The following is a 24,995-nucleotide window of genomic DNA, read 5'->3' as shown; positions in this document are numbered from 1 at the left end:
ATCAGGATGATGTGGCATCGCTTTCTGTATTAAAAAGAAACGGAAGAGGTTGGCTGCCCAACGCGGTTCTGCTCTGCTTCGGTTGCAGGCTGAATGTTTCAAAATGCTGCCGCTCGTCGAAATTCCCGTGGGGTTTGCGGTTCCCGGTGCGGCCGCCGCCGGGGGCGCGGCCGCTCTGCTATGATGCGGAGGTGTTTGGGAAAGGAATCGAGCGGGGGAGGGTCATTGGCAAGGTTATCGGTGGCGCCCAAGGCGAAGGACGACGGGCGCATCGTTGCCACTCTGGACAAGTACGTGCGCCGCGTGGGCGCCATGCCGCCGGGCACGTGCCCGGTCGTGGTGCAGCGGTCGCTCCTGCAGGCGGCTGCGGCGCAGACGTGCGGCAAGTGCGTGCCGTGCCGCGACGGCCTGCCGCGGCTGGCCGCGCTCGTCGGGCGCGTGGCGGACTGCGAGGCGGACGCGGGGACGCTTGCGGAGGCACGCGCGTTGGCCGAGATGGTGCGCGACACGTCGGACTGCGCCATCGGCTACGAGGCAGCGAACGCCCTGCTCGAGGGCTTGGACGACTTCGCCGACGAGTTCGCGCGCCACGTGGGCGCGCGCTCTTGCGCCGCAGGCGTGGGCCAGACGGTCCCCTGCGAGACGCTCTGCCCGGCGCACGTGGACGTGCCCGGCTACATCGGCCTCGTGGCGGCCGGCGACTACGCCGGCGCCGTGAACCTGGTGCGCAAGGACAACCCGTTCCCCACGGCCTGCGCGTTCGTGTGCGAGCACCCTTGCGAGGCCCGGTGCCGCCGCACGCTCATCGACGCTCCGGTGAACATCCGCGGCATCAAGCGGTTCGCCGTGGACCAGGCTCCCGCCGACCAGGTGGCACCGCCGCCGCACAGCGTGGACACCGCGCGGAACATCGCCGTGGTGGGGGGCGGCCCGAGCGGGCTCACCTGCGCGTACTTCCTTGCGCTCATGGGGCACCGCGTGACGGTGTTCGAGGCGCGCAGCCAGCTGGGCGGCATGCTGCGTTACGGCATACCCGCCTACCGCCTTCCGCGCGAGCGCCTGGACGAGGACCTGCGCGGCATCCTCTCTGCCGGCTCCATCACGGCGCTCTGCGACACGCCGGTGGGCGCGCGCGAGATGGCCGAGATCGCCGAGAACTACTATGCGGTGTATGTGGCCGTGGGCGCGCAGGCGGGCAAGACGCTTGCGTTGCCGAACGCGGACGCTGCGGGTGTCATGTCGGCCGTTGAGCTGTTGGGCGCCATCGGCGATGGCGACTACCCCGACTTTACGGGCAAGAGGGTGGCCGTGGTGGGCGGCGGCAACGTGGCCATGGACTGCGCGCGCACGGCGGTGCGTGCCGGCGCCGAGGAGGTGTCCGTGGTGTACCGCCGCCGCAAGGAGGACATGACGGCGCTTCCCGCCGAGGTGGAGAGCGCCGTGGCCGAGGGCGTGGAGCTGGTGGTGCTGCAGGCGCCCGTGGGCATCGAGGCAGACGGCGACGGGCGCTGTACGGCGCTTCTCACGCAGCCCCAGATGATAGGCGCCGTGCGCGGCGGCCGTCCGGCGCCCGTGGCGGCCGACAAGCCGCAGGAGCGCATCGCGGCGGACATCGTGCTCATAGCGGTGGGGCAGGGCATCGAGGCAGAGCCGTTCGAGGAGTTCGGCATGGAGACCGTCCGGGGCTGCTTCGACGCCGACGAGGGCTTGGCGGCCGCGGGGTATGACAACGTGTTCGTGGGCGGCGACTGCCAAACGGGGCCGGCCACGGTCATCCGCGCCATCGCGGCGGGCAAGGTGGCCGCGCGCAACATCGATGCGTACCTGGGCTGCTCGCACAAGCTGGCGTGCGAGGCCTCGGCCCCGCCGGCCCCGCCCAACGACCGCACGCCCAAGGGCCGTGTGGAGCTGATGGAGCGCCCGGCGCGCGAGCGCAAGTGCGATTTCCAGGATGTCGAGAGGGGAATGAGCCGCGAGGAGGCCGAGCAGGAGTGCGGCCGCTGCCTGCGTTGCGACGTGTTCGGCTGCGGCTCGACCGAGGAAGGCAGGGAACAGTATGCCTAGCGTCACGATAGACGGCATCGCGCGCGAGGTGCCTGCGGGCACGACCGTGCTGGAGGCGGCGCGGGAGGCGGGCATCCGCATCCCGACGCTCTGCTACCTGAAGGATGTGAGCGCCGTCGGCTCGTGCCGCGTGTGCGTGGTGGACGTGGAAGGCCTCGACCACCCGGTGCCGTCGTGCTCGACGGCCGTATGGGACGGCATGGCCGTGACCACCGACTCGCCGCGCGTGCAGGCCTATCGAAGGGTCGCGCTCGAGCTGATCATCGCCGACCACGGGCAGGGCGTGGGCGCCCCTTGCTTCTCGTGTGACAAAAACGGCGCCTGCGAGCTGGCCGACCTCTGCCGCGAGTATGGCGTGGAAGGCCCGGCGCACCCGGCGCCGCGCGCGCTGGAGCCCGTGGTTGAGGGTAACCCGTTTTTGCGCTACGACCCGAACCTGTGCATCCGCTGCCAGCGCTGCGTGGGCGCCTGCAACGCCGCCGCGCGCAACCATGCGCTGCGCACGGGCAAGCGCGGAACGCGCACGACCGTCGAGGCCCCGTTCGGGCCGGACTGGCGCGCGAGCGCCTGCGAGTCGTGCGGCAACTGCGCGCAGGCGTGCCCTACAGGCGCGCTCGTGGAGAAGCGCCGCGGTGCCTACCGCTCGTGGGAGACGGAGCGCGTGCGCACCACCTGCCCGCACTGCGGCGTGGGCTGCCAGCTGGACCTCGTCGTGAAGGACGGCCGCATCGTTGATGCGGAGGGCGCGCCGGGGCCGTCGAACAAGGGGCTTCTGTGCGTGAAGGGCCGCTCCGGCAGTTTCGACTTCGTCGATGCGCCCGACCGCCTGACCGCGCCGCTCGTGCGCAACGCCGCCACGGGCGAGCTCGAGCCTGCCAGCTGGGACGACGCGCTCGACCTGGTGGCGCGCCGCTTCGCCGAGCTGCGCGATGCGCACGGCGGGGAGGCGCTTGCGGCCTTCGCCTGCTCGCGGTCCACCAACGAGGACATCTACCTGTTCCAGAAGATGGCGCGCATCAGTCTCCACACGAACAATGTGGACTGCTGCGCGCGTGTTTGACACGCTCCCACCGTCGCCGGTCTGGCGACCATGCTTGGCTCGGGAGCGATGACGAACTCCATCGACGACGTGTGCCGGAAGTCGGACGTGGTCATGCTCGTGGGGTCGAACCCCGAGGAGGCCCATCCGGTCATCGGCATGCAGCTGCGCGCCGCCGTGGAGCGGGGCTGCCGCCTTATCGTGGTGGACCCGCGTGACATCGGGCTGGCCGCGCAGGCGGACCTCCATTTGAAGCTGCGGCCCGGCACGAACGTGGCGTTCGCGAACGGCATTGTGAACGTCCTTTTGGCCGAGGGCCTCTACGATGCCGAGTTCGTGCGCGAGCGCACGGAGGGCATCGAGGTGCTGGCCGCCACGGTGCGCGACTACACGCCCGCGCGCGTGGCCGAGATCTGCGGCATCGACCAGCGAGACCTCGTGTCCGCCGCGAAGATGTACGGAGGGGCGGGCGCGGCCGCCATCGTGTACTGCCTGGGCGTGACCGAGCACTCCACCGGCACCGACGGCGTGATGGCGCTCTCGAACATCGCCATGATCACGGGCAACCTCGGCAAGCCCGGCGGCGGCGTGAACCCGCTGCGCGGGCAGAACAACGTGCAGGGCGCCTGCGACATGGGTGCCGGCCCGGACGACCTGCCGGGTTACCAGAAGGTCGCCGACCCCGAGGTGCTGCGCCGCTTCGAGCGCGCCTGGGGCGCGAGCCTGCCGCGCGAGCGGGGGCTCAAGGCCACCGAATGCTTCCCCGCCATGCTGGAGGGGCGTGTGCGCGGCCTGTACCTGTTCGGCGAGGACCCGGTGCGCACCGACCCGGACACGGGGCACGTGCTGCAGGCGCTCGCGGCGCTCGACTTCCTCGTGGTGCAGGATCTGTTCCTCACCGAGACGGCGAAGCTGGCCGACGTCGTGCTTCCCGGCCGCAGCTACGCGGAGAAGGAGGGCACGTTCACGAACACCGAGCGCCGCGTGCAGCGCGTGCGCAAAGCCGTGGAGGGGCCGGCGGGGCCGCGGCTGGACACCGACGTGTTCACGGAGGTCATGAACCGCATGGGCTACGGGCAGCCGCGTTTGACCGCCGCGGAGGTCATGGACGAGATAGCCTCGGTCACGCCGTCGTACGGCGGCGTGGGCCATGTGCGCCTCGACGGCGACGAGGTGGCCGGGCGGGGCCTTCAGTGGCCGTGCCCGCACGCGGGGCATCCCGGCACGCCCATTCTGCACCGGCACGAGTTCGCGCAGGGGGTGGGTGCGTTCTCCACGCCGGACTACCGTCCCTCGGCGGAGCTTCCCGACGAGGAATACCCGCTGGCCATGATGACGGGCCGCGTGCTCGCCCAGTACAACGCATGCGCGATGACCGGGCGCACCGAGGGCCTGGGCGCGCTGTCCGGCAGCTCGTTCATCGAGCTGAACGATGCCGACGCCGCCACCCTCGGCATCGCCGACGGCGACCGGGTGCGCGTGACGTCGCGCCGCGGCTCCCTCGAGACCACGGCCCATGTGTCGGACAAGACTAACCCCGGCCAGACGTGGATGCCCTTCCACTTCCAGGACGGAAACAGCAACTGGCTCACCATCGCCGCCCTCGACCCCGTGTCGAAGGCTCCCGAGTACAAGGTCTGCGCGGTGCGGGTGGAGAAGGCATAGAAAAGCGGCGGCCGAAGGGCCGCCGCTCGCGTTGCGGGGAGATGGGGCAGGTTTGGACCGCCCCTTGCTCGCTTTCGCCTAGTCGCGCGTGAGCTTGCGGTGGAGGCGGTGGGGCTTGGAGGCCTCGGGCCCCAGGCGCTCCAGGCGGTTCTCCTGGTAGGCCTCGAAATTGCCCTCGAACCACGTCCAGTTGCCGGGGTTCTCGTCGGTGCCCTCCCAGGCCAGGATGTGCGTGGCCACGCGGTCGAGGAACCAGCGGTCGTGGGACGTCACCACGGCGCAGCCGGGGAACGCCAGCAGCGCCTCCTCCAGGCTGGCCAGCGTCTCGGTGTCCAGGTCGTTCGTGGGCTCGTCGAGCAAAAGCAGGTTGCCGCCCTGCTTGAGCGTGAGGGCCAGGTTCAGGCGGTTGCGCTCGCCGCCGGAGAGCACGCCGGCCGGCTTCTGCTGGTCGGAGCCTTTGAAGCCGAAGCTGGCCACGTAGGCGCGGCTGGGGATCTCCGTGTCGCCCACGATCATGAAGTCGTTGCCGCCGGAGACGACCTCCCACAGCTTCGTGTTCGGGTCGATGCCCTCGCGGTTCTGGTCTACGTAGCTGATCACCACGGACTCGCCGATGTCGAGCGTGCCGCCGTCGACCGGTTCCAGGCCCATGATCATCTTGAACAGGGTGGACTTGCCCACGCCGTTCGGGCCGATGACGCCCACGATGCCGTTCGGGGGCAGGTCGAACGACAGGTTGTCGATGAGCACGCGGTCGCCGAAGGCCTTGTGCAGGTGGCTCGCCTCGATGACCTTCGCGCCCAGGCGGGGCGGCACGGGGATCTGGATCTCGTTGTAGTCGAGCTTCTTGTTCGCGCGCGCCTCGGCGGCCATCTGCTCGTAGGCGGCCAGGCGCGCCTTGCTCTTGGCCTGGCGGGCCTTGGGGCTCGAGCGCACCCACTCGAGCTCCTTCTTCAGCTTCTTCGCCAGCTTCTCTTGGCTCTGGCCCTGCGCCTCGATGCGGGCGGCCTTCGTCTCCAGGTAGGTGGAGTAGTTGCCCTTGTAGGGGAAGAGGCTGCCGCGGTCCACCTCGCAGATCCACTCGGCCACGTGGTCGAGGAAGTAGCGGTCGTGCGTGACGGCCAGCACCGCGCCCGGGTAGTTCCGCAGGAACTGCTCGAGCCAGAGCACCGATTCCGCGTCCAAGTGGTTCGTGGGCTCGTCGAGCAGCAGCAGGTCGGGCGCCTCGAGCAGCAGGCGGCAGAGCGCCACGCGGCGCCGCTCGCCGCCGGAGAGGTGGTCGACCGTCTCGTCGGGGTCGGGGCACTGCAGCGCGTCCATGGCCTGGGAGAGCTGGCTGTCAAGGTCCCAGCCGTTCGCAGCGTCGATCTCGGTCTGGAGCTGGCCCATCTCCTCCATGAGCGCGTCGAAGTCGGCGTCGGGCTCGGCCATCTCCATGCCGATGGCGTTGAAGCGCTCCACCTTCGCGAAGATGTCGCCGAAGGCCTGCTTGATGTTCTCGAGGACGGTTTTGTCCTCGTCGAGGGGCGGTTCTTGGAGCAGGATGCCCACGGAGTAGCCCGGCGTGAGGCGCGCCTCGCCGTTCGTGACCTCCTCGAGGCCGGCCATGATCTTGAGCAGGGTGGACTTGCCCATGCCGTTCGGCCCCACGACGCCGATCTTCGCGCCGGGGTAGAACGACAGCGTCACGTCGTCGAGGATGACCTTGTCGCCGTGCGCCTTGCGGGCCTGATGCATCTGGTAAATGAATTCTGGCATGTCGAGCTTTCTGGGTCGGGGTTCGTTCGTGCACGCGCTATTGTCGCACGAGCGGGGCTGATGTGCGAGCTTATCACGGTTTCTGCGGCATTTGGGTTACCCGGGTGCGAAGAGGGGGATAGGTTAAGTGCTGATCGTGGTTGCTTACCTTACGGCGTATAATTAACAGAGGCAATACATCAAAAGAAGATGCACTTTCGCACGTGATTTGTTCTGCTGGGAGAAGGTTGATTGTAGAAGAAAAAACAGGACCCCGAAGGGCCCCGTAATAAGTCAAAATGCCGCCTCCGCGGCGCCCCGAAGGGCAGGTAAGGCTGAGCCTTTATTTTGACTTGCAGTGACATCTTGACTGGTATCAAGATGTTGCCCATTCTAGCAGGTACATCCGGAAAGGGGAACCTATGAATCTGCGCAACGTCGAATCGTATCAAGTGGGGCTGGACATCGGCACGGGGTCGATTGGCTGGGCGGTGCTCGACGACAAAGGCGATCTCTGCCGCTTCAAAGGCAAGCCCACTTGGGGGAGCCGCGTGTTCCCGACGGCGGAGACCGCCGCCGAGGCCCGGGTGCATCGCGGACAGCGACGCCGCTACGATCGCCGGCGCCAGCGGATCGACTTGCTGCAAGGGTTCTTCGCGGACGAAGTGGCCAAGGTGGACCCCGAGTTCTTCATCCGCCTCAACCAGGCGCGCCTGCATCCCGAGAACCGCGATCCGGCGCATGCCGACTACCGCTGGCCGCTGTTCAATGGAAGCGACTTCACCGAGAAGGACTACTATCGGCAGTTCCCCGCCATCTACCACTTGCGCGCGCACTTGCTGAAGTCCGACGAGCCCGCCGACATCCGGCTCGTGTACCTGGCGCTCCACAACATCGTGAAGCATCGCGGCAACTTCCTGCACCAGGACAACCCCTCGCTGAGCGCGCGGAACGCCAACGTGGGAGATGCGGTGGAGGCGCTGTGCCTCGCGTTCGACGAATGGTGCGGGGCCCATGACGTCGAGTGCGCATGCGACGAGGCCGCCCTGGCGGAGGCGCTGGGCGACGCGTCGCTGCGCCCGGGCGAGAAGCGGGAGCGGGCGGAGGCAGCGCTCGGCGTGGAGAAGGCGCACAAGAAGCTGGCCAAGGCGGTCTCGTCGGCTGTGGTGGGGTATGCGGCCGAGTTCGGGCACGTGTTCTTCGCCGAGTCCGAGGGCAGCAAGTTCGCGCTCTCAAACGATGAGAAGGTGGAGGCCTACGTCTGCCCCGACGAGGGACGCGACTTGTTCGACGCGATGCGCGCGGTGCATTCGTCCTACGTGCTCATGGGTATTTTGAGCGAGGCGCAAGGCGAGCTTCTCTCGGTGTGCAAGGTGGGGGAGTACGAACGCTACAAGCGCGATCTCGAAACGCTCAAAAGCCTGGTTCGCGCCTACGGGCCCGAGCGCTACGACGAGTTTTTCTGCGGGCCGTTCTACGAGGGCACCCGCGACTACGATCCCGGCAAGGCGCAGGGCTACACCAAGTACAACCTGGGCGCGAGCAAGCTCTCGCACGAGGATTTCCTCAAAGAGGTGCAGAAGCTGCTCAAGGACATCGGAGCCCAGGCCGACGAGCGCTATGCGGACATCGAGCGCGCGATCGAGGCGGGCACGTTTTTGCGGCGGCTCAAGACGAGCGACAATGGAACGATCCCCTACCAGCTGCACCTCGAGGAGATGGACGCCATCATCGAGCGGCAGGCGGCGTTTTACCCCTTCCTCGTGCAGGAGAAGGACAAGCTGAAATCGCTCGTGAGCTTCCGCATTCCGTATTACGTGGGGCCGCTGACGCAGAAGAACGCCGCGCGCGATGGCAAGGGCGAGGCTCGTTTCGCGTGGTCGTCGCGCAAGCCGGGGATGGAAGACGCGCGCGTCTACCCCTGGAACTGGGAAGACGTCATCGACAAGGACCAAAGCGCCGAGGACTTTATCCGCCGCATGACGGGCACGTGCACTTACCTGAAAGGCGAGCCGGTGCTGGCGCGCTGCTCGCTCGACTACGAGCTGTTCTGCGTGCTGAACGAGCTCGCCGGAGCCCGCTGGACGCAGGACGGCGACAAGAGCTACCGCTTCGACGCGGCCGATCGCCTAGGTATCGTGGAAGACCTGTTCAAGAAGCGCAAGCGCGTGACCTACGAGGCGGCGGAGAAGTGGCTCGCGCGGACGCACGGGCCCGAGGGCGGCAAGTCGGCCGGCGGGGCGTACCGCGTATCGGGCGGGCAGGGCGAGGACGCGTTCGAATCGCAGCTCTCCTCGCACTACGACTTCTGCAAGATCCTCGGAGTTGACGAGCTTTCCGATGCCGACGAGGCCATGGCCGAGGACATCATCCTGTGGAACACCGTGTTCGAGGATCGCTCGATCCTGAAGCGCAAGATCAAGCTGGCGTACGGCGACCGCCTGGGCGACGCGCAGGTCCGCAAGCTCTGCCAGAAGCGCTACACCGGTTGGGGCCGACTGTCGGGCGAGCTTCTACGCGGGCTGCGCAGCGCTACTGACAACGGGCCGAAAACCATTATGGACATCCTTTTGGAAGGCGACCCGAACCATGCGCGGCGCATGGGGGCGGCCATGAACCTTATGGAGATACTTCACGACGATCTGCTGGAGTTTCAAGCGAAGATCGACGAGCACAACCGCGAGCGCGCGCTTGCGGTAGGCGGCATGTCGGTCGACGAGGTGACGGGCTCTCCCGCTTTGCGTCGCGGCATCAACCAGGCGCTGCGAGTCGTAGACGAGATCGCCGGGATCGCCGGCAAGCCCCCCGCGCACATCTATGTGGAGGTGACGCGCGACGAGGACGCCCGCAACAAGGGAAGACGCACCACGAGCCGCTACCGGGCCCTGGAAGCGGCGCTTTCCAGCATCAAGGCGCAGTGCGCCGACGTGTACGCCGAGCTCAAGGAGCGGGATCCGCGCGCGCTCGATGACGAGCGGCTGACGCTCTACTTCATGCAATGCGGCAAGTGCATGTACTCGGGCGATGCGCTCGACATCAACAAGCTGCAGACGTACCAGGTAGACCATATCCTGCCGCAGTCGTACGTCAAAGACGACAGCTTCGAGAACAAGGTGCTGGTGCGTCCTGACACCAACCAGCGCAAGGGCGACACGCTGCTTCTGGACGAGCGGCTCATCGCGCGCATGCGCGGCTTTTGGCGCACGCTGCGGGATGCGGAGCTCATCGGCGAGAAGAAGTTCAACAACCTCACACGCACGAGCGTGAGCGGCGAACAGATGAAGAAGTTCGTGAGCCGCCAGCTGGTGGAAACGGGCCAGATGGTGAAGCAAGTGCAGCAGCTTCTGCAGGCGCGCTACCCCGAGAGTGAGGTGCAGCCGGTGAAGGCGGGCGTGTCGCATCAGCTGCGTGTTGGATGCGCGCTGGCGAAGAGCCGCGAGATCAACGACTTCCATCATGCGCACGACGCCTATCTGGCGTGCCAGGTGGGGAGGTTCGTGCAGTACCGACACAGCGCCGTGTACAGCGAGCCGGTGAAGATGGCCGCGGTGGTAAAGCAGTTCATCAAGAAGCAGGCGGAGGACTATCGCCGAACGCGAGTGCCGCCGGGCTCGGCCGGTTTCATTGTGTCGAGCTTCATGACGCCGGGATTCGATGTGAAGACGGGCGAGGTGTTCCGCGATGCGTGGGACGCCGGGGCAGAGATCGACCGTATTAGGCGTTGTTTCGACTATAAGGATTGTTTCATCTCACGCATGCCCGAAGAGACGCATGGAGCGTTTTGGGACGCGACCATCTACTCGCCGAGGGCGGCGGGCAAGACGCTGAGCCTTCCTTTGAAGAAAGGTCTTGACCCGCGCAAGTACGGCAGCTACTCGCGCGAGCAGTTCGCCTACTTCTTCGTGTATGAAGCCGTGAAGCCCAAGAAAAAGCAGCGGGTGTTGGAGTTCGCGCCGGTGCCGGTGCGGGTTGCATCGGCTTTGGCGAACGACCCGGATGCATTGGAAGACTACGCACGCGAGCTCGCCGAGGCGGAGGGCTTGGTTTTCGAGCGTATCCGGCGGCGCAAGGTGTACAAGTACCAGCAGATCATCGTTGGCGATTCGCGGTTGTATGTCACGGGGAGAGAAGAGGTGAGGAATGCCCGGCAGCTTGCTTTTTCACAAGATGAGACGAAGCTCATCTGCCGAATTGAACAAGGCGAGGAATGCGAGGAAGGGGAATTGCTCGACTTGTTCAGATCGATGCAGCGCAAATACCTTGCATGCGCACCGCGTTTGGCTCGCCTCATGAAGGTGGCTGAAATGGAAGAGGGGTTCATCGCGGCAACAGCTTCGGGCAAGAGGGAAGTTCTGCTGTCGTTGACGTCGATCGCGGCGGCGCATAGGAACAGCATAGACTTGAAGCCGATAGGCCGAAAAGGATCATCGGGGCAGATGAAAATCACGTTCTCTAAAGAACTGTCGACAAATGGCATCCTCTTCGTCGACTCGTCCGTCACCGGCATGTTCGAGAGGCGGTGTCACCTTGGCCTTTAGAACCATCTTCATCGAGAGCCAGTGCCGGTGCGGCTACCAGGGCGGATACTTGGTGGTGCGGAAGACCGATGACACGAAGAAGATCCATCTGTCGGAGATATCCTCCATTATTTTGCAGAATACCCAGGTGTATTTGAGCGCCTATTTGTTGGCGGAGTTGGCCAAGTGCAAGATATCGCTGGTGGTGGCCGACGAGAAGTGCAACCCTATCGGCCAGTACCTGCCGCTGTACGGCGCCCACAACGCGAGCAAGCGCGTCGCGGAACAGCTGGCATGGGGTGAGCCCATAAAGAAGCGCGTGTGGCAGCAGGTGGTCAAGGAGAAGATCCGCCAGCAGGCGCGGCTGCTTGAGGAGAAGGACCTGCCCGAGGCCGCGAAGTCCCTGTACGCGTGTCGTGACGAGGTGAAATCGGGCGACACGACGAATCGGGAGGCCCGTGCGGCGCGGGTGTACTTCGCCGCGCTGTTCGGCCGCGATTTCTCGCGCGACGACAACACGCCGCTCAACGCCGCTTTGAACTACGGGTACGCGGTGCTGCTTTCCATGGTGAACCGGGAGGTAGTCTCGCGCGGGTACCTGACGCAGTGCGGCGTCTGCCACCGCAACGAGTACAACCAGTTCAACTTCTCCTGCGATTTGATGGAGCCCTTCCGGCCCGTTGTCGATCGCCTCGCCTTCGACTACGCTCAGGAGCTTTTCGACCAGGACGTCCGTCGCCTGCTCGGCGATCTGGGGAATCGCGTGGTGTCGTACAAAGGAGGCTCGTACCGCCTGCATTCGGTGGTGTCGCTTTTCGTGCAGGATTGCCTCGCAGCGCTCAACAAGAGCTTGGCACCGTCCGAGATCGAGGGCTTCGAGCAGCTATGAGCGCTCGGGAGAGGATCCGCTATATGAGGGTGTTCGTGTTCTTCGACTTGCCGGTTGACACGGCGGCGCAGCGAAAAGAGTACCGATTATTTCGAAAGTACCTCGTCAAAGAGGGTTTTCTGATGCTGCAGGAATCAGTGTACGCCAAGCTGGTGGTGAACGACGCGCAAGCGAATGCGGCCATCGTCCGCCTGCGCCAGCATCGTCCGCCGGCAGGGCTGGTGCAGGCGCTGAAAGTGACAGAGAAGCAGTTCGCGGCAATGGAGTTCATCACGGGCGCGCGCCAGTCCTACAGCGAGATCGACACCTTGGAAGGGTTCGTGGTGCTATGAGGCTCTCCTTGTCCGGTTTTCCCGAGATGCTCGACTTGGAATGCGACGCGGTTCCGGTGCTGGAAATCCACGATTCCGCGTTGTTCGCACGGGTGTGCCAGTCGCTTTACTCGGGACTCGACGGAGAGGCTTTGGAACCGTATGCCCTTTGGGAAGGCGAGGACCAGCGCAGCTCGCGGAACAGGTTCCTGTTCGTGTTCAACCCGTTCGATCTGCCCTGGTCGGAGCGGGCGCTTATCGGCGAGGTGCTTGAGCGTTTGGAGGACATGGTTTTGTCCGAGGACGAGGTGCGCCAAGAAATCGAGGCGGCGGGCTTGGCTTTGTCGAACCGGGTGGCATCGCTCGGCCTGCGGCTTCAGTCGGACTACGCTTTTGAAGTACAATGGGAAATGCGGAAATACCTGAAGGCCTTCGATTTCGGCGTCGAGATCGATCCTTCCGACAAGCTCCTTGACAACTTGATAAAGTTCTTGAAGTTTGCGTCGGACGCTGCGTTCGAAAAGCAGTTGGTTTTCGTGAATTTGAAAAATTTTCTGACCGGGGAAGAGGTCGAAGAGTTCTATCGGCAAGCGATATTTTCGAAGTTGCACGTGCTGCTGCTTGAGAACGCGCCCGATGACGCAACGTATGAGTTTGAGAGGAAAATGCGCATTGACGTGCATTTTCTGCAATCATGAAAAGTTATGCCAGCCGGTTGTCCGTTCTTCTGCAGAAAGAATTTTGCCCCAACGGTTTTGGAGCAGTGACAAACTGACTGGTAGTCAAACGACGTGGCCGAGAGGGCGTACCGCGCGGTCGTTTTGGAGCAGTGACAAACTGACTGGTAGTCAAACCGACAACATGCATAATACGCTATTAGATATGTTTTGGAGCAGTGACAAACTGACTGGTAGTCAAACTGTAATGTCGTGCTTAACAAGTAGAGCGTGTTTTGGAGCAGTGACAAACTGACTGGTAGTCAAACCATAAGCTGTTTCAGCTCCTCGTCGCGGCGTTTTGGAGCAGTGACAAACTGACTGGTAGTCAAACACGCGCAGAAGTTCGAAGCGTGGATGTTCGTTTTGGAGCAGTGACAAACTGACTGGTAGTCAAACTCCAGCATCGCCAGCCCGTCGGCCTGCGCGTTTTGGAGCAGTGACAAACTGACTGGTAGTCAAACAATATTGGTTTAATGTGTTGACTCTAATAGTTTTGGAGCAGTGACAAACTGACTGGTAGTCAAACTGGCGGCGCCTATCTTGTCTGCGGCCTGCTGGTTTTGGAGCAGTGACAAACTGACTGGTAGTCAAACTAACTGACCCGGTACCATGAGCGCTTGCCAGTTTTGGAGCAGTGACAAACTGACTGGTAGTCAAACTGTTAAGCTGTTTTTATTGGAGAGGAGGTGTTTTGGAGCAGTGACAAACTGACTGGTAGTCAAACTTTTTTTGAACTCTTGATTACGTTTTACGGTTTTGGAGCAGTGACAAACTGACTGGTAGTCAAACCGCCAAACAATTCTTCAAGATACATGAACTGTTTTGGAGCAGTGACAAACTGACTGGTAGTCAAACATGCGTGACGGGTCTGCGCCACGCGCCGTCGTTTTGGAGCAGTGACAAACTGACTGGTAGTCAAACTTGCGCAGTAAGGCACACCGCTGGTCCCGGTTTTGGAGCAGTGACAAACTGACTGGTAGTCAAACCCCGACCGAAAGGCCCAGTACATTCAGGCGGTTTTGGAGCGGTGACAAACTGACTGGTAGTCAAACCCGAAAAGCTCCGGCTTATTGCACGAGGCGTTTTGGAGTAGTGACAAACTGACTGGTAGTCAAACTAAACGGTTTGAAGGACGGCATCATGAGCGGTTTTGGAGCAGTGACAAACTGACTGGTAGTCAAACAAGCTCGCAAAGCTCGTCAGCGGAATCGCAGTTTTGGAGCAGTGACAAACTGACTGGTAGTCAAACGCCCGAGTTCTACGCCAACCGCTACAAAGAGTTTTGGAGCAGTGACAAATTGACTGGTAGTCAAACCCTCGCGCACGTACTCTCGCCTGTCAATGGTTTTGGAGCAGTGGCAAACTGGCTGGTGGTCAAACAAGCGGCTGATGCGCTCGTCGTATGTGCTGGTATTAGTACGGTGACGAACCGACTGTTAGTCAAGCTCATCTTGGGCGCGTAGCCTTCGGTAGCCGTTTTGGAGCGGTGGCTGGCGGACTGGTAGACATAAACGAATAGGGTGATCGACTCGCGGGCATCACTTTATTTCGGGGCGATTGCCTGTACCATAATAGGGATAGATAGTTTATACTCGCACGTAGGGATTGCAAGCGAACCTGTTGCGAGGAGGAACCATGGCCGTCAACCGTCAGAAGCTCAAGCTGCTGTATCTCATGCGGATGCTCGAGGAGGAGACCGACGCCGAGCAGGGCCTCACGATGTCGCAGATCCTCGAGCGGCTGGAGGCGCAGGGCATCACGGCCGAGCGCAAAGGCATCTACCGCGACATCGAGGCGCTGCGCGAGTTCGGCCTGGACGTGCGCACCTACCAGCGCGCGCCGGTGGAGTATGCGCTGGAACGGCGCGACTTCGCCTTCCATGAGCTGTTGCTGCTGGTGGATGCCGTGCAGAGCTCGCGCTTCCTCACGCAGCGCAAGAGCGACGCGTTGGTCGAGGCCGTGAAGAGGCTCGCGTCCGCCCGCCAGCGCGCGCTGCTCGACAAGCGCCTGCATGTGGAGGGCCGCATCAAGATGCAGAACGAGTCGGTGTTCCACAGTGTCGACCGCATCCAGGAGGCCATTGCGCAGAAACGGCAGATCTCGTTCGTCTACTTCAAATACGACGCGGCCAAGGAGAAGGTGCTCCAGCACGGCGGCGAGCGCTATGTCGAGACGCCCGTGCAGCTCGTGTACGCCGAGGGGTACTACTACCTGGTAGTGTTCAACGAGAAGCACGACGACTTCGCCACCTACCGCGTCGACCGCATGGATCGCATCAAGATCACGGACGCGCCCGCCGTGAAGAACGAGCGCATCGCCACGTTCGACGCCCAGGAACTCGAGGGCCGCGCGTTCGGCATGTATTCGGGCGAGCCCGTGGCGGCCACCCTCCTGGTGAGCGGCGAGGCCATGGGGGCGATCATCGACCGGTTCGGCAAGGACGTCGAGTCCCTGCCGGCGGGCGAGGGCTGGGCGCGCGTGTACGCCACGGTCATGAAAAGCCCCGTGCTGTTCGGCTGGCTCGCGCAGTTCGGCGACCGGGTGCGCATCGAGAAGCCCGCCTCGCTCGCGGCCGAGTATCGCGACTACCTGGCGGGCATCGTCGCCTCGTACGGGGAGTGACGCCTCGGCGCGGCCGCGGCTAGACCGCGTGGGCGAGCGGCCATGCGTCGCGGTTGCCCAGGAACAGCCGTCCTCCATCGTCGAGCACGACCTCCACGTCCTCGAGCAGGCCGCCTCGGCCGGTGACGAGCACGAGGTCGGCCACCGTCCGCCCGATGGCGTACGAGCAGGGGCGGAAGCTCTCCCAACGCAGGCCCGTCACGGGGGCGTCTGTGGCGATGCGACCGGAATACAGGGCGATGCACGGCTCCCTCATGGCGAACGCTGCGAGGTCGCCCGACTCGAGCCGCAAGATGGTCGGCGCGTTCGGCAGCCATGACCGCTCCCGCTCATTCCAGAGCGTCACCACGTCGGCCACGCATGCGCCGATCGCGCCCCGTGCTTGCCGACGGTTGGCCTCCGCGAGGCCGCGGGCATCGTCGAACCAGCGCTGGTACAGGTTCGCGAACGCTGTCGCGGCCTCCACCGGCATGCTCATCGCGCGTCCTTCGCGAAGGTCTCCCTGCGCATCTTGCTTTGCGGGGCGTGACGGTTCGTCCACGATGCCTCCTAGGTCTCGGTTTTCGCCTGTATCGCCATCATACGCGCGCGGCTCGGAGCGGCTGTCCTTCCTATGGGACAGCTCCGCAGATTTCTCGCGCGGAGGCCGACCCTCTCGGCCGCCAAGGTTTCCAACGTGTTTCGATGCGATGGGGCTTTCTTGGAGTTGACCTGCGCGCATTGACGGAACGGGCGCTGTTCGTGGATGATCGTTGCAACACGTACGGACACTTTGGCAAGGAGCGGAACTATGGCGAAGACGCGCATCGGCATTTACGGATACGGCAACCTGGGGCGTGGCGTGGAGCTGGCCTGCCGGCAGAACGAGGACCTGGAGCTTACGGCGCTGTTCACGCGGCGCGATCCGGCGAGCGTGCAGCCGCTGACCGCCGGCGTGCCCGTGTACGCGGCCGACGACCTGGCAGCGCACACGGGCGACGTGGACGTGCTCGTGCTGTGCGGCGGCAGCGCGCGCGACCTGCCCGAGCAGACGCCCGCATGCGCGAGCCTGTTCAACGTGGTGGACTCGTTCGACACGCATGCGAACATCCCCGCCCATTTCGCCGACGTGGACGTGGAGGCGAAGGCGGGCGGCAAGGTGGCCCTGATCTCCGGCGGATGGGATCCGGGCATGTTCTCGCTCGCGCGCCTGTACGCCACGAGCATCCTGCCCGAGGGTCACGACTACACGTTCTGGGGCCGCGGCGTGTCCCAGGGCCACAGCGACGCCATCCGCCGCATCGAGGGCGTGGCCGACGCGCGCCAGTACACCGTTCCCGTGCCCGCGGCGCTCGAGGCCGTGCGCGCCGGCGAGAATCCCGAGCTCACCACCCGCCAGAAGCATACGCGCGAGTGCTTCGTCGTGGCGGAAGAGGGCGCCGACACGGCCGCCATCGAGCGCGCCATCGTGGAGATGCCAAACTACTTCGCCGACTACGACACCACGGTGACGTTCGTGTCGCAGGAGGAGCTCGACCGCGACCACGCCGGCATCCCGCACGGCGGTTCCGTGATCCGCTCGGGCGTGACCGGCCAGGACGGCGAGCACGGCCACGTGGTGGAGTACTCGCTGAAGCTGGATTCGAACCCCGAGTTCACCGGCAGCGTGCTGGCGGCCTGTGCCCGTGCGGTGCACCGCCTTTCCGCCGAGGGGCAAACGGGCTGCAAGACGCTGTTCGACGTCCCGCCCGCGTATCTGTCGCCCTTGAGCGCCGAGGAGCTGCGCGCGAGCATGCTGTAGGTTTCGCGCAGCAGAACGGCGAGAGGCTGGCAAACGAGCTGCGCGGCTGTAGAGCTGCGAGAAAAACCTTCGACGGGCGGGCTGCGCAAGCGGTCCGCCCGTCCTCGTCTCAGAGCAGGATCGTTGCCAGCGCCGCGGCCGCGAACAGGATGCCGGCCCCGGCGGCGAACGTGCGCTCGCGGGCGGTCAGCCCGAACGCGGTGCCTTGCAGGCAAAGGGCCGTGCGCGACGCGTGGGCGGGGGACGGGATGTCCGGGCGGCAGGTGCCTTTCGGCCGAGCTCCCGTCTCGCGGTTTGCGGCGGGAAGCGCCGCCGCCGGCAACGCGCGTGCATGCCGCGGCAGGCGGCCTGCGCCACCGGGGCAGGCGATCACGCGGATGGTGGGGGCGTCCCGCACGGTACGCGCATGCGCCCCGCGGGCGGCGGTGCCGTGCGAGGGCGAGGGCGCTTCGGCAAGGGGGTAATTCGTGGCAAGGGCGGCGTTGGCGACCATGGTGCCTCCTGGGGTCGTGCGTTGGATGGTGGCCCCATCATACGCGCCGCCGCCTGCTTGCTTGTCCTACTACCGGGACGGTTGATGTAAATCCTCTCGTTTCCGCGCATAAAAAAGCGGCGCGCAGGTTTCTGCGCGCCGCCGTGGCCGAAAACCTATTCCCTGCCCGACCAGCAGTACGTGCATACCTTCTCGCGGTCGATGCCGATGGCCTCCAGCATGCCGTCGAGCGACTGGTAGCCCAGCGAGTCGAAGCCCATCTTCTCGCAGATGGACTTCAGCATGCACTGGCCGCGCTCGGTGGAGCTGTCGGCATACTCGTCGAGGTGCTTCTGCCCTTCGTCGCCTTCAAGCTCCTGCACCACGCGGCGCGCGATGAGCTCCATCTCGGAGCGGCTGCGCGAGAAGCTCAGGTACTTGCAGCCGAACATGATGGGCGGGCAGGCCGAGCGCATGTGCACCTCGGTGGCGCCGCATTCGTGCAGGTAGTTCACTGTGCCCTGCAGCTGCGTGCCGCGCACGATGGAGTCGTCCACGAACAGGAGCCGCTTGCCGTTGATGAGCTCGGGCACGGGGATGAGCTTCATCTTCGCCACGCGGTTGCGCACGTCCTGATTAGCGGGCATAAACGAGCGCGGCCAGGTGGGGGTGTACTTGATGAACGGGCGGCCGAAGGGGGCCTTGCTCTCGGTGGAGTAGCCGATGGCATGCGGCACGCCCGAGTCGGGCACGCCGGCCACGTAGTCTACGTCGGGCACGCCGCCCGCCGCTGCCTCGTCGCGCGCCATGATCGCGCCGTTGCGGTAGCGCATGACCTCTACGTTCACGCCCTCGTAGTTGGAGTTGGGGTAGCCGTAGTAGACCCACAGGAAGGCGCAGATCTTCATCTGCGTGCCAGCGGGGGAGATGGTCTCGTAGCCGTCCGCGTCCACGCGCACGATCTCGCCCGGCCCCAGCTCGTACTCGTCGTGATAGCCCAGCTTGTGGTAGGCGAACGATTCGAACGAGATGCAGAAGCCCTCGCCGTCCTTTCCGATGAGCACCGGCAGGCGCCCCATGCTGTCGCGTGCGGCGATGATCGTCCCGTCGCTCGTCATGATGAGCAGGGTGAGCGAGCCCTCTATCTCTTTCTGGGCGTGCTTGATGCCCTCCACGAAATTGTCCTTCTGGTTTATGAGCGCGGCCACCAGCTCTGTGGTGTTCACGGCTCCCGAGCTCATGGCCATGAACTGTCGGCTGCCGCTGGAGAAGTAGCGCTCCACCAGCTGCTCGGCATTGTTGATGGCGCCTACGGTGGTGATGCCGAACGTGCCCAGGTGCGAGCGCACGAGCAGCGGCTGTGGGTCGGTGTCGCTGATGCAGCCGATGCCGCTCATGCCCTTGAATCCGGGAAGATCGTCCTCGAAGCGGGTGCGGAAGGGCGTGTTCTCGATCGAGTGGATCTCGCGCTGGAAGCCCACTTCCTCGTCGTGGAAGATCATGCCTGCGCGCCGTGTCCCCAGATGCGAGTGGTAGTCCACCCCGAAAAATACGTCCAGCACCACATCGTGATGCGATGCAGCCCCGAAGAATCCGCCCATTGGTTTGCCTTTCGTCTTGCCCGTAGCCTGCAGTGCCAACAAAGGTACCAGTATAAGGCTCCCGGCGCGCGTCTGGGGCGAGGCGGGCAGGCGATTCGCGGTTTCTGCACGAGAAGCCCCGAGAGCGGTCGGCTTCTGTTTGGCCGCCCGGCTTGCTTGCGGGGCGGCGCCCGCTTGCGGTGCTCGGGTTGCAGGCGCGTGTCGAAGGGGGCGCGCGATGCAAGGGGCTGGTCGAGTGGGCGCGGCAGGTCGGCCGCGGCGTGGGCTGCCCGCTAGCCGCCGAGGCGCGTCGTGTGGAGGGGCTTGTACACGGCGCCGGTGCGTTCGAGGGTGCTCTTGCAGAGGGTGACAGTGGCGGCCCGGTCGTCGCGGGGGAAGGCGAGCGGCGGCAGGCTCGCCTTGGGGATGCGAGCGCGGCGGGCGAGGGTGATGTGCGGCTTGAACGGCTTCGCGTCGAAGGGCACGCCGCGGGAGGCCAGCTCGTCGCGCAGGTGCTCGGAGAGGTCCTCGAGCTCGCGGGTGGGCACCACGCCCAGCCAGAGCGTCGCGTCGCTCGCGCGACCGAACTTGCCCAGGCCGTCGCTCGCCAGCACGACGGGGGCCGTATTCGCGCACGCGGCGTCGAGGGCGTCGGCCGCGCGGGCCGCCTGCGCCTCGTCGACCTCGCCGAGGAAGGCGAGCGTGAGGTGGTAGGTCGAGCGCGGCAGGAAGCGGCCCTCCACGGCGGCGCTCAGCTGGCGGGCGAGCCCCGCCACGTCGTCGGCGAAGTCCGGCGGCAAATCGAGCGCGACGAACGTCCTCATGAGGTTTCCTTTCCGAAGCCGTCGAGCAGCGGCGTGAGCGGGCCCCTCGCCAGCACGTCGACGCGGCGGGTGGCGCGCGAGATGGTGGTGTAGAGGCGGCGGCGCGAGAGGTCGTCGCCGGGGAAGACGCGCGCCGAGGCGTCCGGCACGACGACGTGGTCGAACTCGAGGCCCTTCGCCAGCTTGAGCGTGATGAGCACGACGCCGCTCGCGGGGAGCTCGTCGTGCTCGTCCAAAAGCGGCGGCGCGTCCTCGCCGAGCAGCTGCTGGAGGCGCTTGGCCTCGTGCTTCCACGGCACGATGACGGCGGCGAGCCCCTCGCCCGCCCGCGCCCCGGCCACGGCGGCGCGCAGGGCGTCCGCGTAGGCGGCGTCGTCGTCGAAGGCGCGGAGGGCCGGCGGCTCGTCGGCGCGCTGGATGGAGGAGACCTGGAGCTGCTCCTCGGGTGGCAGCAGGCTCGCGAACAGGGCGGTGATCTCGGGCGTCGAGCGGTAGCTCGTCATGAGGCGGCATTCCTCCACCGCGCCGCGTGCGGCCTGGAACACCTCGCGCACGTCGTCGAACGCAGCCGTGTCGGGTGCGATGGCCTGGTTCGGGTCGCCCAAGAGCAGGAAGTTCGCGCGGCGGAAGTAGCGCGCGAGCACGGCCAGCTGGGCGGCGGTGTAGTCCTGCACCTCGTCCACCATCACGTACTTCGCGTCGGGGTTGCCCAGCCCCGTGAGCGCCATCTTCAGGTAGAGCCACTCGAGCGGCGCGAGGCCGTCGGTTCCGAGGAGGCGCATGCCGATGCGGTCGATGCGCAGCCAGTCGTCGTTCTCCACGGCGGCGAAGGCGTCGGCGTAGTGGTCGGTCAGGTAGCGCAGGGCGAGCGCGCGCTCCTCCTGCTCGTCGGTGGGCGCGATGAGCTCGCCGAAGATGCGCAGCTGCTCGTCGGCCTCGAGGGCCTCCAGCTCGTCGAGCGCCTCGTCGGTGCCAGCCATCTGCTTGAGGCGGCTCTCCAGGCGCGCGTGCAGCTCCTCGCGCATGAGCGTGATGCGGTGCGGGCCGGCGGGGATGCGGCCGAGCTTGTCGGCCAGCTTGCGGATCTGGTCGGCGGCGATGAGGCGCTTCTCATCCACGCGGATGTCCTTGAAGTCGTTCGCGTCGAACTCGAACGATTCGACGGCCCTATCGATGCGCGCGAGCGCGGAGAGCGGCACGTCCACGCGGCCGCTGCCGCGGTCGGGCGGCAGCAGGCGGCGCGCGAACTCGTCCCAGGTGAGGCTTTCCGGGTTGCGCTCGCCCAGGTCGGGGAGGACGCTCGCGATGTAGTGGCTGAACACCGGGTTCGGCGAGACGAGGAAGACCTCGCTCGGTTCCAGGCTGCCGCGCTGCTGGTAGAACAGGTAGGCGATGCGTTGCAGCAGCACCGACGTCTTCCCGCTGCCCGCGATGCCGCTCACCAGCAGCACCGGCACGTCCTCGTGGCGCACGACGGTGTTCTGCTCCTTCTGGATGGTGGCCGTGATGGCCTTCATCTGCGCGGTGCGCTGCTTCGAGAGCGACTCCAGGAGGAGCGAGTCCTGGATGGCGACGGTGGTGTCGAAGTAGGCGTTCAGGCGGTCTTCCTCGATGTCGAACTGGCGGCGTAGCTTGAGATCGGCCGTGATGGTGCGGCCGTCGGCCACGTAGGAGGTGCGGCCGTTGTCCTGGTTGTAGTAGGTCTCGGCCACGGGCGAGCGCCAGTCCACCACGAGGCGGCGGTAGTTCTCGTCCGAGATGCCGGCCGTGCCGATGTAGAGCTCCTTGGGCTCCTGGCCGGGCTTGAACTGGAGGGCGACCTTGGCGAAGTAGGGCTGCTTCAGGAGCAGCTCCACCTTGGCGAGCTCGGCGGCGTCGGCGTCCTGCGCGAGGTTGTACCCGTCGATCACGCGGTTCATGGCCGCGAAGTCGGCGTAGGTCTCCATCGCGTCGGCGTAGGTGGCGAAGTTGGGCGCGAGCTCCTCCGCCATCGCCTTCTTGTCGGCCGCCGCCTCGCGCTGCGCGCGCTCCATCTTGCGCACGAGGGCGCGCCCGATCTGCTGGAGCTTCGCGTAGGTGCCGGCGAGGTGCCGTTGCTCCTGGTCGAAAACGGGGTCGGCGCTGTTGTCGGGTGTGGGGGCGGGTTCGGTCGGCACGGGTTCTCCTTGCGGCGCGCATCGGTCAGGTTGAAAAGTTCGCCGAAACATTCTACCGGATTCGGCCGCACGAATGCAGGCTGTCAGCGATTCGTGGAGAGGGGGAGGCTCGAGTTAGCGGAGCCGTCTCTGTCGCCTATGGGAGCGTCGGTCAGATCAAAATGCCGTTGCAGTGGTCGATCTCGTGCTGGATGATCTGCGCGGTGAAGCCGGTGAACGTTTGCTCGTGCGGTTGGAAGCCTCGGTCCTCGAAACGCACCTTGATGGTGCGGTGGCGCGTCGCGCGGCGGCTGCCAGGAAGCGACAGGCAGCCCTCCTCGGCCTCGTACGCGCCAGAGCGGCTGACGATTTCCGGGTTGAACATGACGCGCTGTGTGCCCCCGTCGTCGAAGACGATGATGCGCTTGGCCGTGCCGATCATGTTGGCCGCCATGCCGACGCACTCGTGGGCATGCGCCGCGAGCGTGTCGAGCAGGTCCTGTGCCGTCTGGGCGTCGGCCACCGTGGCGGGCGACGAGGGCAGCGAGAGGAACATCCGGTTCGTCATGATGGGCTTGATCATGAGGCGCTTGCGATTCCTTTAGACCAGCTTGCCCTTGCAGTGGTCGATCATGTGCTGGATGAGCTCGGCGGTCCAGCCGGTGAAGTCGCGCTTGCGGCTGACCAGGGCGCCGTCCACCAGCTCGTCGTAGACCACCTTGACGCGCTCGTAGCGGGTGACCTTGGACTCGGCCTCCAGGGTGAGGCAGCCCTCGACGGTCTTGTACGCGCCGAGAGCTTGCTTGAGAACCGGGTTGTACATGACGTGCGGCTGCTCGTTCTCGTCGTGGTAGACGATGACGGCCTTCGCCACGCCTATCTGGTTGGCCGCCAGGCACGCCGCCTCGTCGAGCGAGGCGAGGGTGTCGAGCAGGTCCTGCGCCACGGCGGCGTCCTCGGCGGTGGCGGTCTCGCACGGCTGCGAGAGGATGGCTTCGTCGGTCACGAGTTCTTTGATCATGATGCGGTTGCTCCGTCCGGTTGGTTCTGCATTTTGCCGGCTTGCGGCGCTTATTGCGCCGGGCCGGCTTCGGTTCGGATGAATTCTACCATGAAGAGGCTTAAGGTTCGCGCATCAGGTGGCGGTCGAGCCGAGCGCGCGCACGGCCTCGAGGGCCGCGGCGACGTCGGCGGCGACGAGCGGGGCCGTGCTGTTGGGATAGCGGCCGGGATCGACTCCCTCGAGCGCCTCGGCGATGCGCGGCACGAGCGTGGGCTGTGCCTGGGCGAGGGCGGGCGCAGCTTGGACGCACTGGCGCGCCGTGGTGGGCTTGGGGTCGTTGAACAGGCGCGCGAGGTCGTCGAAGATGCTGGCCGTTCGCTCCTCGGCGTCCCATCGTGCGTTCGCGACGATCAGCAGGAAGCCGCGCGTGCGGGCGAAGGTGCTCTTCGCATGCAGCAGGCGGGCGAACGTGTCGAAGTGTGCGGAGACGGCGTCGGTGGCCTCGCTTAGCGCAAGGAGCTCTTTGAGCGCCGCGTAGGCGTCTGCGTTGTCGCGGCCCTGCAAGCGCTTCGTGAGGGGCTCTATCTGCGCGTTGTCGCCGCTGCCTTCCACAGCTTCAGCCCTCCTTGTTCTTGCGCTTGAACTTGCCGGCCAGGCGCGACGCCTTGTCGGCGGCGGCGCGGCCGAGTTTGGGGCATCGTCGTGGACGCGGGTGGCGGCGGCCTTGGCCCCGTCGGACACCGCACGCCCCAGCTTGGGGGCCGTCTCGCGCACGTGCCCGGCGACCGTCTTCGCGCTCGACGTCGCCGCCCGCGCGCCGGTCTGGGCCCCTGCGGCGACGGTCTTCGCCCCCGTCTTCGCAGCCTGGGCAACCTCGGGCGCTACCTCCTTGGCCTTGGCGGCGGCCTTGCGCACGTAGGGCTCGGCGGCCGGCGCCACCATGGGGGCCACCTTCGCCACCTTCTTCACCGTGGGCATGGCGCGGGTCGCCACGCGCTTGGCCCCGGCGGGAAGGGGAGCGAAGCGCAGCACCTGCTCGGCGGCGTCGACGGCCTTGTTGAAGGTCTCCGCGTACTCGGCCGCGGTGCGCTTCGGCGCGTTTGCATCCTGCGCGGGCGCGGCGTCGGCGTCCTGGCCCTCGGGTCGGGGCTCTGTGGCGGGCGCGTTCTCGTCCATATGGCGCTCTCCTTTCGCGCGGTGCAGCGGAATCGTTTCGCGTCCATTGTGCCACAGTCCTTCTTACCCCGCTGTCTTGAGTAAGCTTTGCGAACGCCTCCATGAGCGCGCGCCGGCACGGGTAGCGTTTCTTGAAGTCCTCCATCATCTCCTGCACGACGGGCCTCCCGCCTGGCAGCCGCTGCATGCGCTCTATGAGCTCCACGATGCACCGGTAGGTGGTTCGATCGCTGGTAGGCCGCAGGTCGTGCTCGGCAAAGGCCCGGTACTGGTCGAGGATCCAATCAACATGGCGGGCTTTCAACGCGTCCTCGTAAAGGAGCACGTCCGCGAGTCCCTCGCTTTTCTCGATTGACTCGCGAAGGAGTTCGGCAAGCCCCTCTTCCGCGAGCTGCGCGCGCCGGACGGCTGCTTGAGGGCACGGAGCTTTTGACCGGGTCGGATCTGGCTATCGTGTTCCAT

At 65.6% G+C, this 24,995-nt stretch carries 17 protein-coding genes and 1 CRISPR repeat array; of the genes, 8 read left to right on the top strand and 9 right to left on the bottom strand.

Going from position 1 to position 24,995, the window contains the following annotated elements:
* Window positions 1-225: 225 nt before the first annotated feature.
* Both LB310_RS08810 and fdhF read left to right on the top strand, forming a co-directional pair.
* Window positions 226-2,064, top strand: a complete 1,839-nt coding sequence (locus tag LB310_RS08810) for an NAD(P)-binding protein (RefSeq protein WP_204244304.1) — start codon at window positions 226-228, stop codon at window positions 2,062-2,064.
* A complete protein-coding gene (gene fdhF, locus LB310_RS08805) occupies window positions 2,057-4,768 on the top strand; it encodes a formate dehydrogenase subunit alpha (protein ID WP_157004997.1) in 2,712 nt (903 codons plus the stop codon). Before LB310_RS08810 ends, fdhF begins: the two co-directional genes overlap by 8 nt.
* Window positions 4,769-4,846: 78 nt before the next feature.
* Here the strand turns inward: fdhF and ettA are convergent, their stop codons facing one another.
* On the bottom strand, window positions 4,847-6,526 hold the full coding sequence (gene ettA, locus LB310_RS08800; protein ID WP_301154933.1) for an energy-dependent translational throttle protein EttA: 1,680 nt from the start codon (window positions 6,524-6,526) through the stop codon (window positions 4,847-4,849).
* A 401-nt stretch (window positions 6,527-6,927) separates the two neighbouring features.
* Between ettA and cas9 the strand changes: the two genes are divergently transcribed.
* The 5 genes from cas9 to LB310_RS08775 all read left to right on the top strand — a co-directional run bounded on the left by cas9 (window position 6,928) and on the right by LB310_RS08775 (window position 15,563).
* On the top strand, window positions 6,928-11,043 hold the full coding sequence (gene cas9 / locus LB310_RS08795; RefSeq protein ID WP_301154932.1) for a type II CRISPR RNA-guided endonuclease Cas9: 4,116 nt from the start codon (window positions 6,928-6,930) through the stop codon (window positions 11,041-11,043).
* The gene (cas1, locus tag LB310_RS08790) at window positions 11,033-11,911 is read left to right on the top strand and encodes a type II CRISPR-associated endonuclease Cas1 (protein WP_157004994.1); all 879 of its coding nucleotides are present in this window, start codon (window positions 11,033-11,035) and stop codon (window positions 11,909-11,911) included. The genes cas9 and cas1 overlap by 11 nt, the downstream gene beginning before the upstream one ends.
* Window positions 11,912-11,934: 23 nt before the next feature.
* Window positions 11,935-12,243 carry a CRISPR-associated endonuclease Cas2 gene (gene cas2, locus LB310_RS08785; protein ID WP_087190317.1) on the top strand — a complete coding sequence of 103 codons (309 nt, stop codon included), beginning with the start codon at window positions 11,935-11,937 and terminating at the stop codon, window positions 12,241-12,243.
* Window positions 12,240-12,920: a type II-A CRISPR-associated protein Csn2 gene (gene csn2, locus LB310_RS08780; RefSeq protein WP_301154931.1), complete on the top strand. Its 681-nt coding sequence runs from the start codon at window positions 12,240-12,242 to the stop codon at window positions 12,918-12,920. The genes cas2 and csn2 overlap by 4 nt, the downstream gene beginning before the upstream one ends.
* A 54-nt stretch (window positions 12,921-12,974) precedes the next feature.
* Window positions 12,975-14,321: a CRISPR direct-repeat array (repeat unit 36 nt; unit sequence GTTTTGGAGCAGTGACAAACTGACTGGTAGTCAAAC).
* Window positions 14,322-14,576: 255 nt separating this feature from the next.
* Window positions 14,577-15,563 (top strand): YafY family protein, encoded by a 987-nt coding sequence (locus tag LB310_RS08775; RefSeq protein ID WP_157004992.1) that lies wholly within the window; start codon window positions 14,577-14,579, stop codon window positions 15,561-15,563.
* A 19-nt stretch (window positions 15,564-15,582) separates the two neighbouring features.
* Here the strand turns inward: LB310_RS08775 and LB310_RS08770 are convergent, their stop codons facing one another.
* Window positions 15,583-16,041 (bottom strand): hypothetical protein, encoded by a 459-nt coding sequence (locus tag LB310_RS08770; protein WP_157004991.1) that lies wholly within the window; start codon window positions 16,039-16,041, stop codon window positions 15,583-15,585.
* A gap of 312 nt (window positions 16,042-16,353) precedes the next feature.
* On the opposite strand from LB310_RS08770, the gene LB310_RS08765 reads away from it, so the two are divergent.
* A complete protein-coding gene (locus tag LB310_RS08765) occupies window positions 16,354-17,343 on the top strand; it encodes a diaminopimelate dehydrogenase (RefSeq protein WP_301154930.1) in 990 nt (329 codons plus the stop codon).
* 109 nt (window positions 17,344-17,452) lie between these two features.
* Here the strand turns inward: LB310_RS08765 and LB310_RS08760 are convergent, their stop codons facing one another.
* From LB310_RS08760 to LB310_RS08730, 7 genes are all read right to left on the bottom strand, one after another.
* Window positions 17,453-17,836 carry a hypothetical protein gene (locus LB310_RS08760; RefSeq protein ID WP_301154929.1) on the bottom strand — a complete coding sequence of 128 codons (384 nt, stop codon included), beginning with the start codon at window positions 17,834-17,836 and terminating at the stop codon, window positions 17,453-17,455.
* Window positions 17,837-17,991: 155 nt separating this feature from the next.
* Entirely contained in the window at window positions 17,992-19,416 is a 1,425-nt protein-coding gene (locus LB310_RS08755; RefSeq protein ID WP_087190323.1) for an amidophosphoribosyltransferase, read from the bottom strand.
* Window positions 19,417-19,688: 272 nt separating this feature from the next.
* Window positions 19,689-20,219, bottom strand: coding sequence for an RNA 2',3'-cyclic phosphodiesterase (gene thpR, locus LB310_RS08750; protein ID WP_301154928.1), 531 nt, complete (start codon window positions 20,217-20,219; stop codon window positions 19,689-19,691).
* Window positions 20,216-22,375 carry a UvrD-helicase domain-containing protein gene (locus LB310_RS08745; RefSeq protein ID WP_301154927.1) on the bottom strand — a complete coding sequence of 720 codons (2,160 nt, stop codon included), beginning with the start codon at window positions 22,373-22,375 and terminating at the stop codon, window positions 20,216-20,218. The genes thpR and LB310_RS08745 overlap by 4 nt, the downstream gene beginning before the upstream one ends.
* 151 nt (window positions 22,376-22,526) lie before the next feature.
* A complete protein-coding gene (locus tag LB310_RS08740) occupies window positions 22,527-22,937 on the bottom strand; it encodes a peptide deformylase (protein WP_301154926.1) in 411 nt (136 codons plus the stop codon).
* An 18-nt stretch (window positions 22,938-22,955) separates the two neighbouring features.
* Window positions 22,956-23,375, bottom strand: coding sequence for a peptide deformylase (locus LB310_RS08735; RefSeq protein WP_301154925.1), 420 nt, complete (start codon window positions 23,373-23,375; stop codon window positions 22,956-22,958).
* A gap of 114 nt (window positions 23,376-23,489) precedes the next feature.
* On the bottom strand, window positions 23,490-24,533 hold the full coding sequence (locus LB310_RS08730) for a hypothetical protein (RefSeq protein ID WP_301154924.1): 1,044 nt from the start codon (window positions 24,531-24,533) through the stop codon (window positions 23,490-23,492).
* Window positions 24,534-24,995: the final 462 nt, after the last annotated feature.

The organism is Gordonibacter sp. RACS_AR49 (assembly GCF_030418435.1).
In the GTDB taxonomy this organism is placed as follows: domain Bacteria; phylum Actinomycetota; class Coriobacteriia; order Coriobacteriales; family Eggerthellaceae; genus Gordonibacter; species Gordonibacter urolithinfaciens.
Note: the sequence above shows the minus strand (reverse complement) of the source record. Positions and strands in the feature narration are given on the sequence as shown.

Excerpts from the sequence above, each read along its gene's own strand:
- ettA (WP_301154933.1), bottom strand. The coding sequence starts at position 6,526 with ATGCCAGAATTCATTTACCAGATGCATCAGGCCCGCAAGGCGCACGGC.
- cas9 (WP_301154932.1), top strand. The coding sequence starts at position 6,928 with ATGAATCTGCGCAACGTCGAATCGTATCAAGTGGGGCTGGACATCGGC.
- cas2 (WP_087190317.1), top strand. The coding sequence starts at position 11,935 with ATGAGGGTGTTCGTGTTCTTCGACTTGCCGGTTGACACGGCGGCGCAG.
- csn2 (WP_301154931.1), top strand. The coding sequence starts at position 12,240 with ATGAGGCTCTCCTTGTCCGGTTTTCCCGAGATGCTCGACTTGGAATGC.
- LB310_RS08775 (WP_157004992.1), top strand. The coding sequence starts at position 14,577 with ATGGCCGTCAACCGTCAGAAGCTCAAGCTGCTGTATCTCATGCGGATG.
- LB310_RS08770 (WP_157004991.1), bottom strand. The coding sequence starts at position 16,041 with ATGAGCATGCCGGTGGAGGCCGCGACAGCGTTCGCGAACCTGTACCAG.
- LB310_RS08765 (WP_301154930.1), top strand. The coding sequence starts at position 16,354 with ATGGCGAAGACGCGCATCGGCATTTACGGATACGGCAACCTGGGGCGT.
- LB310_RS08760 (WP_301154929.1), bottom strand. The coding sequence starts at position 17,836 with ATGGTCGCCAACGCCGCCCTTGCCACGAATTACCCCCTTGCCGAAGCG.
- LB310_RS08755 (WP_087190323.1), bottom strand. The coding sequence starts at position 19,416 with ATGGGCGGATTCTTCGGGGCTGCATCGCATCACGATGTGGTGCTGGAC.
- thpR (WP_301154928.1), bottom strand. The coding sequence starts at position 20,219 with ATGAGGACGTTCGTCGCGCTCGATTTGCCGCCGGACTTCGCCGACGAC.
- LB310_RS08740 (WP_301154926.1), bottom strand. The coding sequence starts at position 22,937 with ATGATCAAGCCCATCATGACGAACCGGATGTTCCTCTCGCTGCCCTCG.
- LB310_RS08735 (WP_301154925.1), bottom strand. The coding sequence starts at position 23,375 with ATGATCAAAGAACTCGTGACCGACGAAGCCATCCTCTCGCAGCCGTGC.
- LB310_RS08730 (WP_301154924.1), bottom strand. The coding sequence starts at position 24,533 with ATGGACGAGAACGCGCCCGCCACAGAGCCCCGACCCGAGGGCCAGGAC.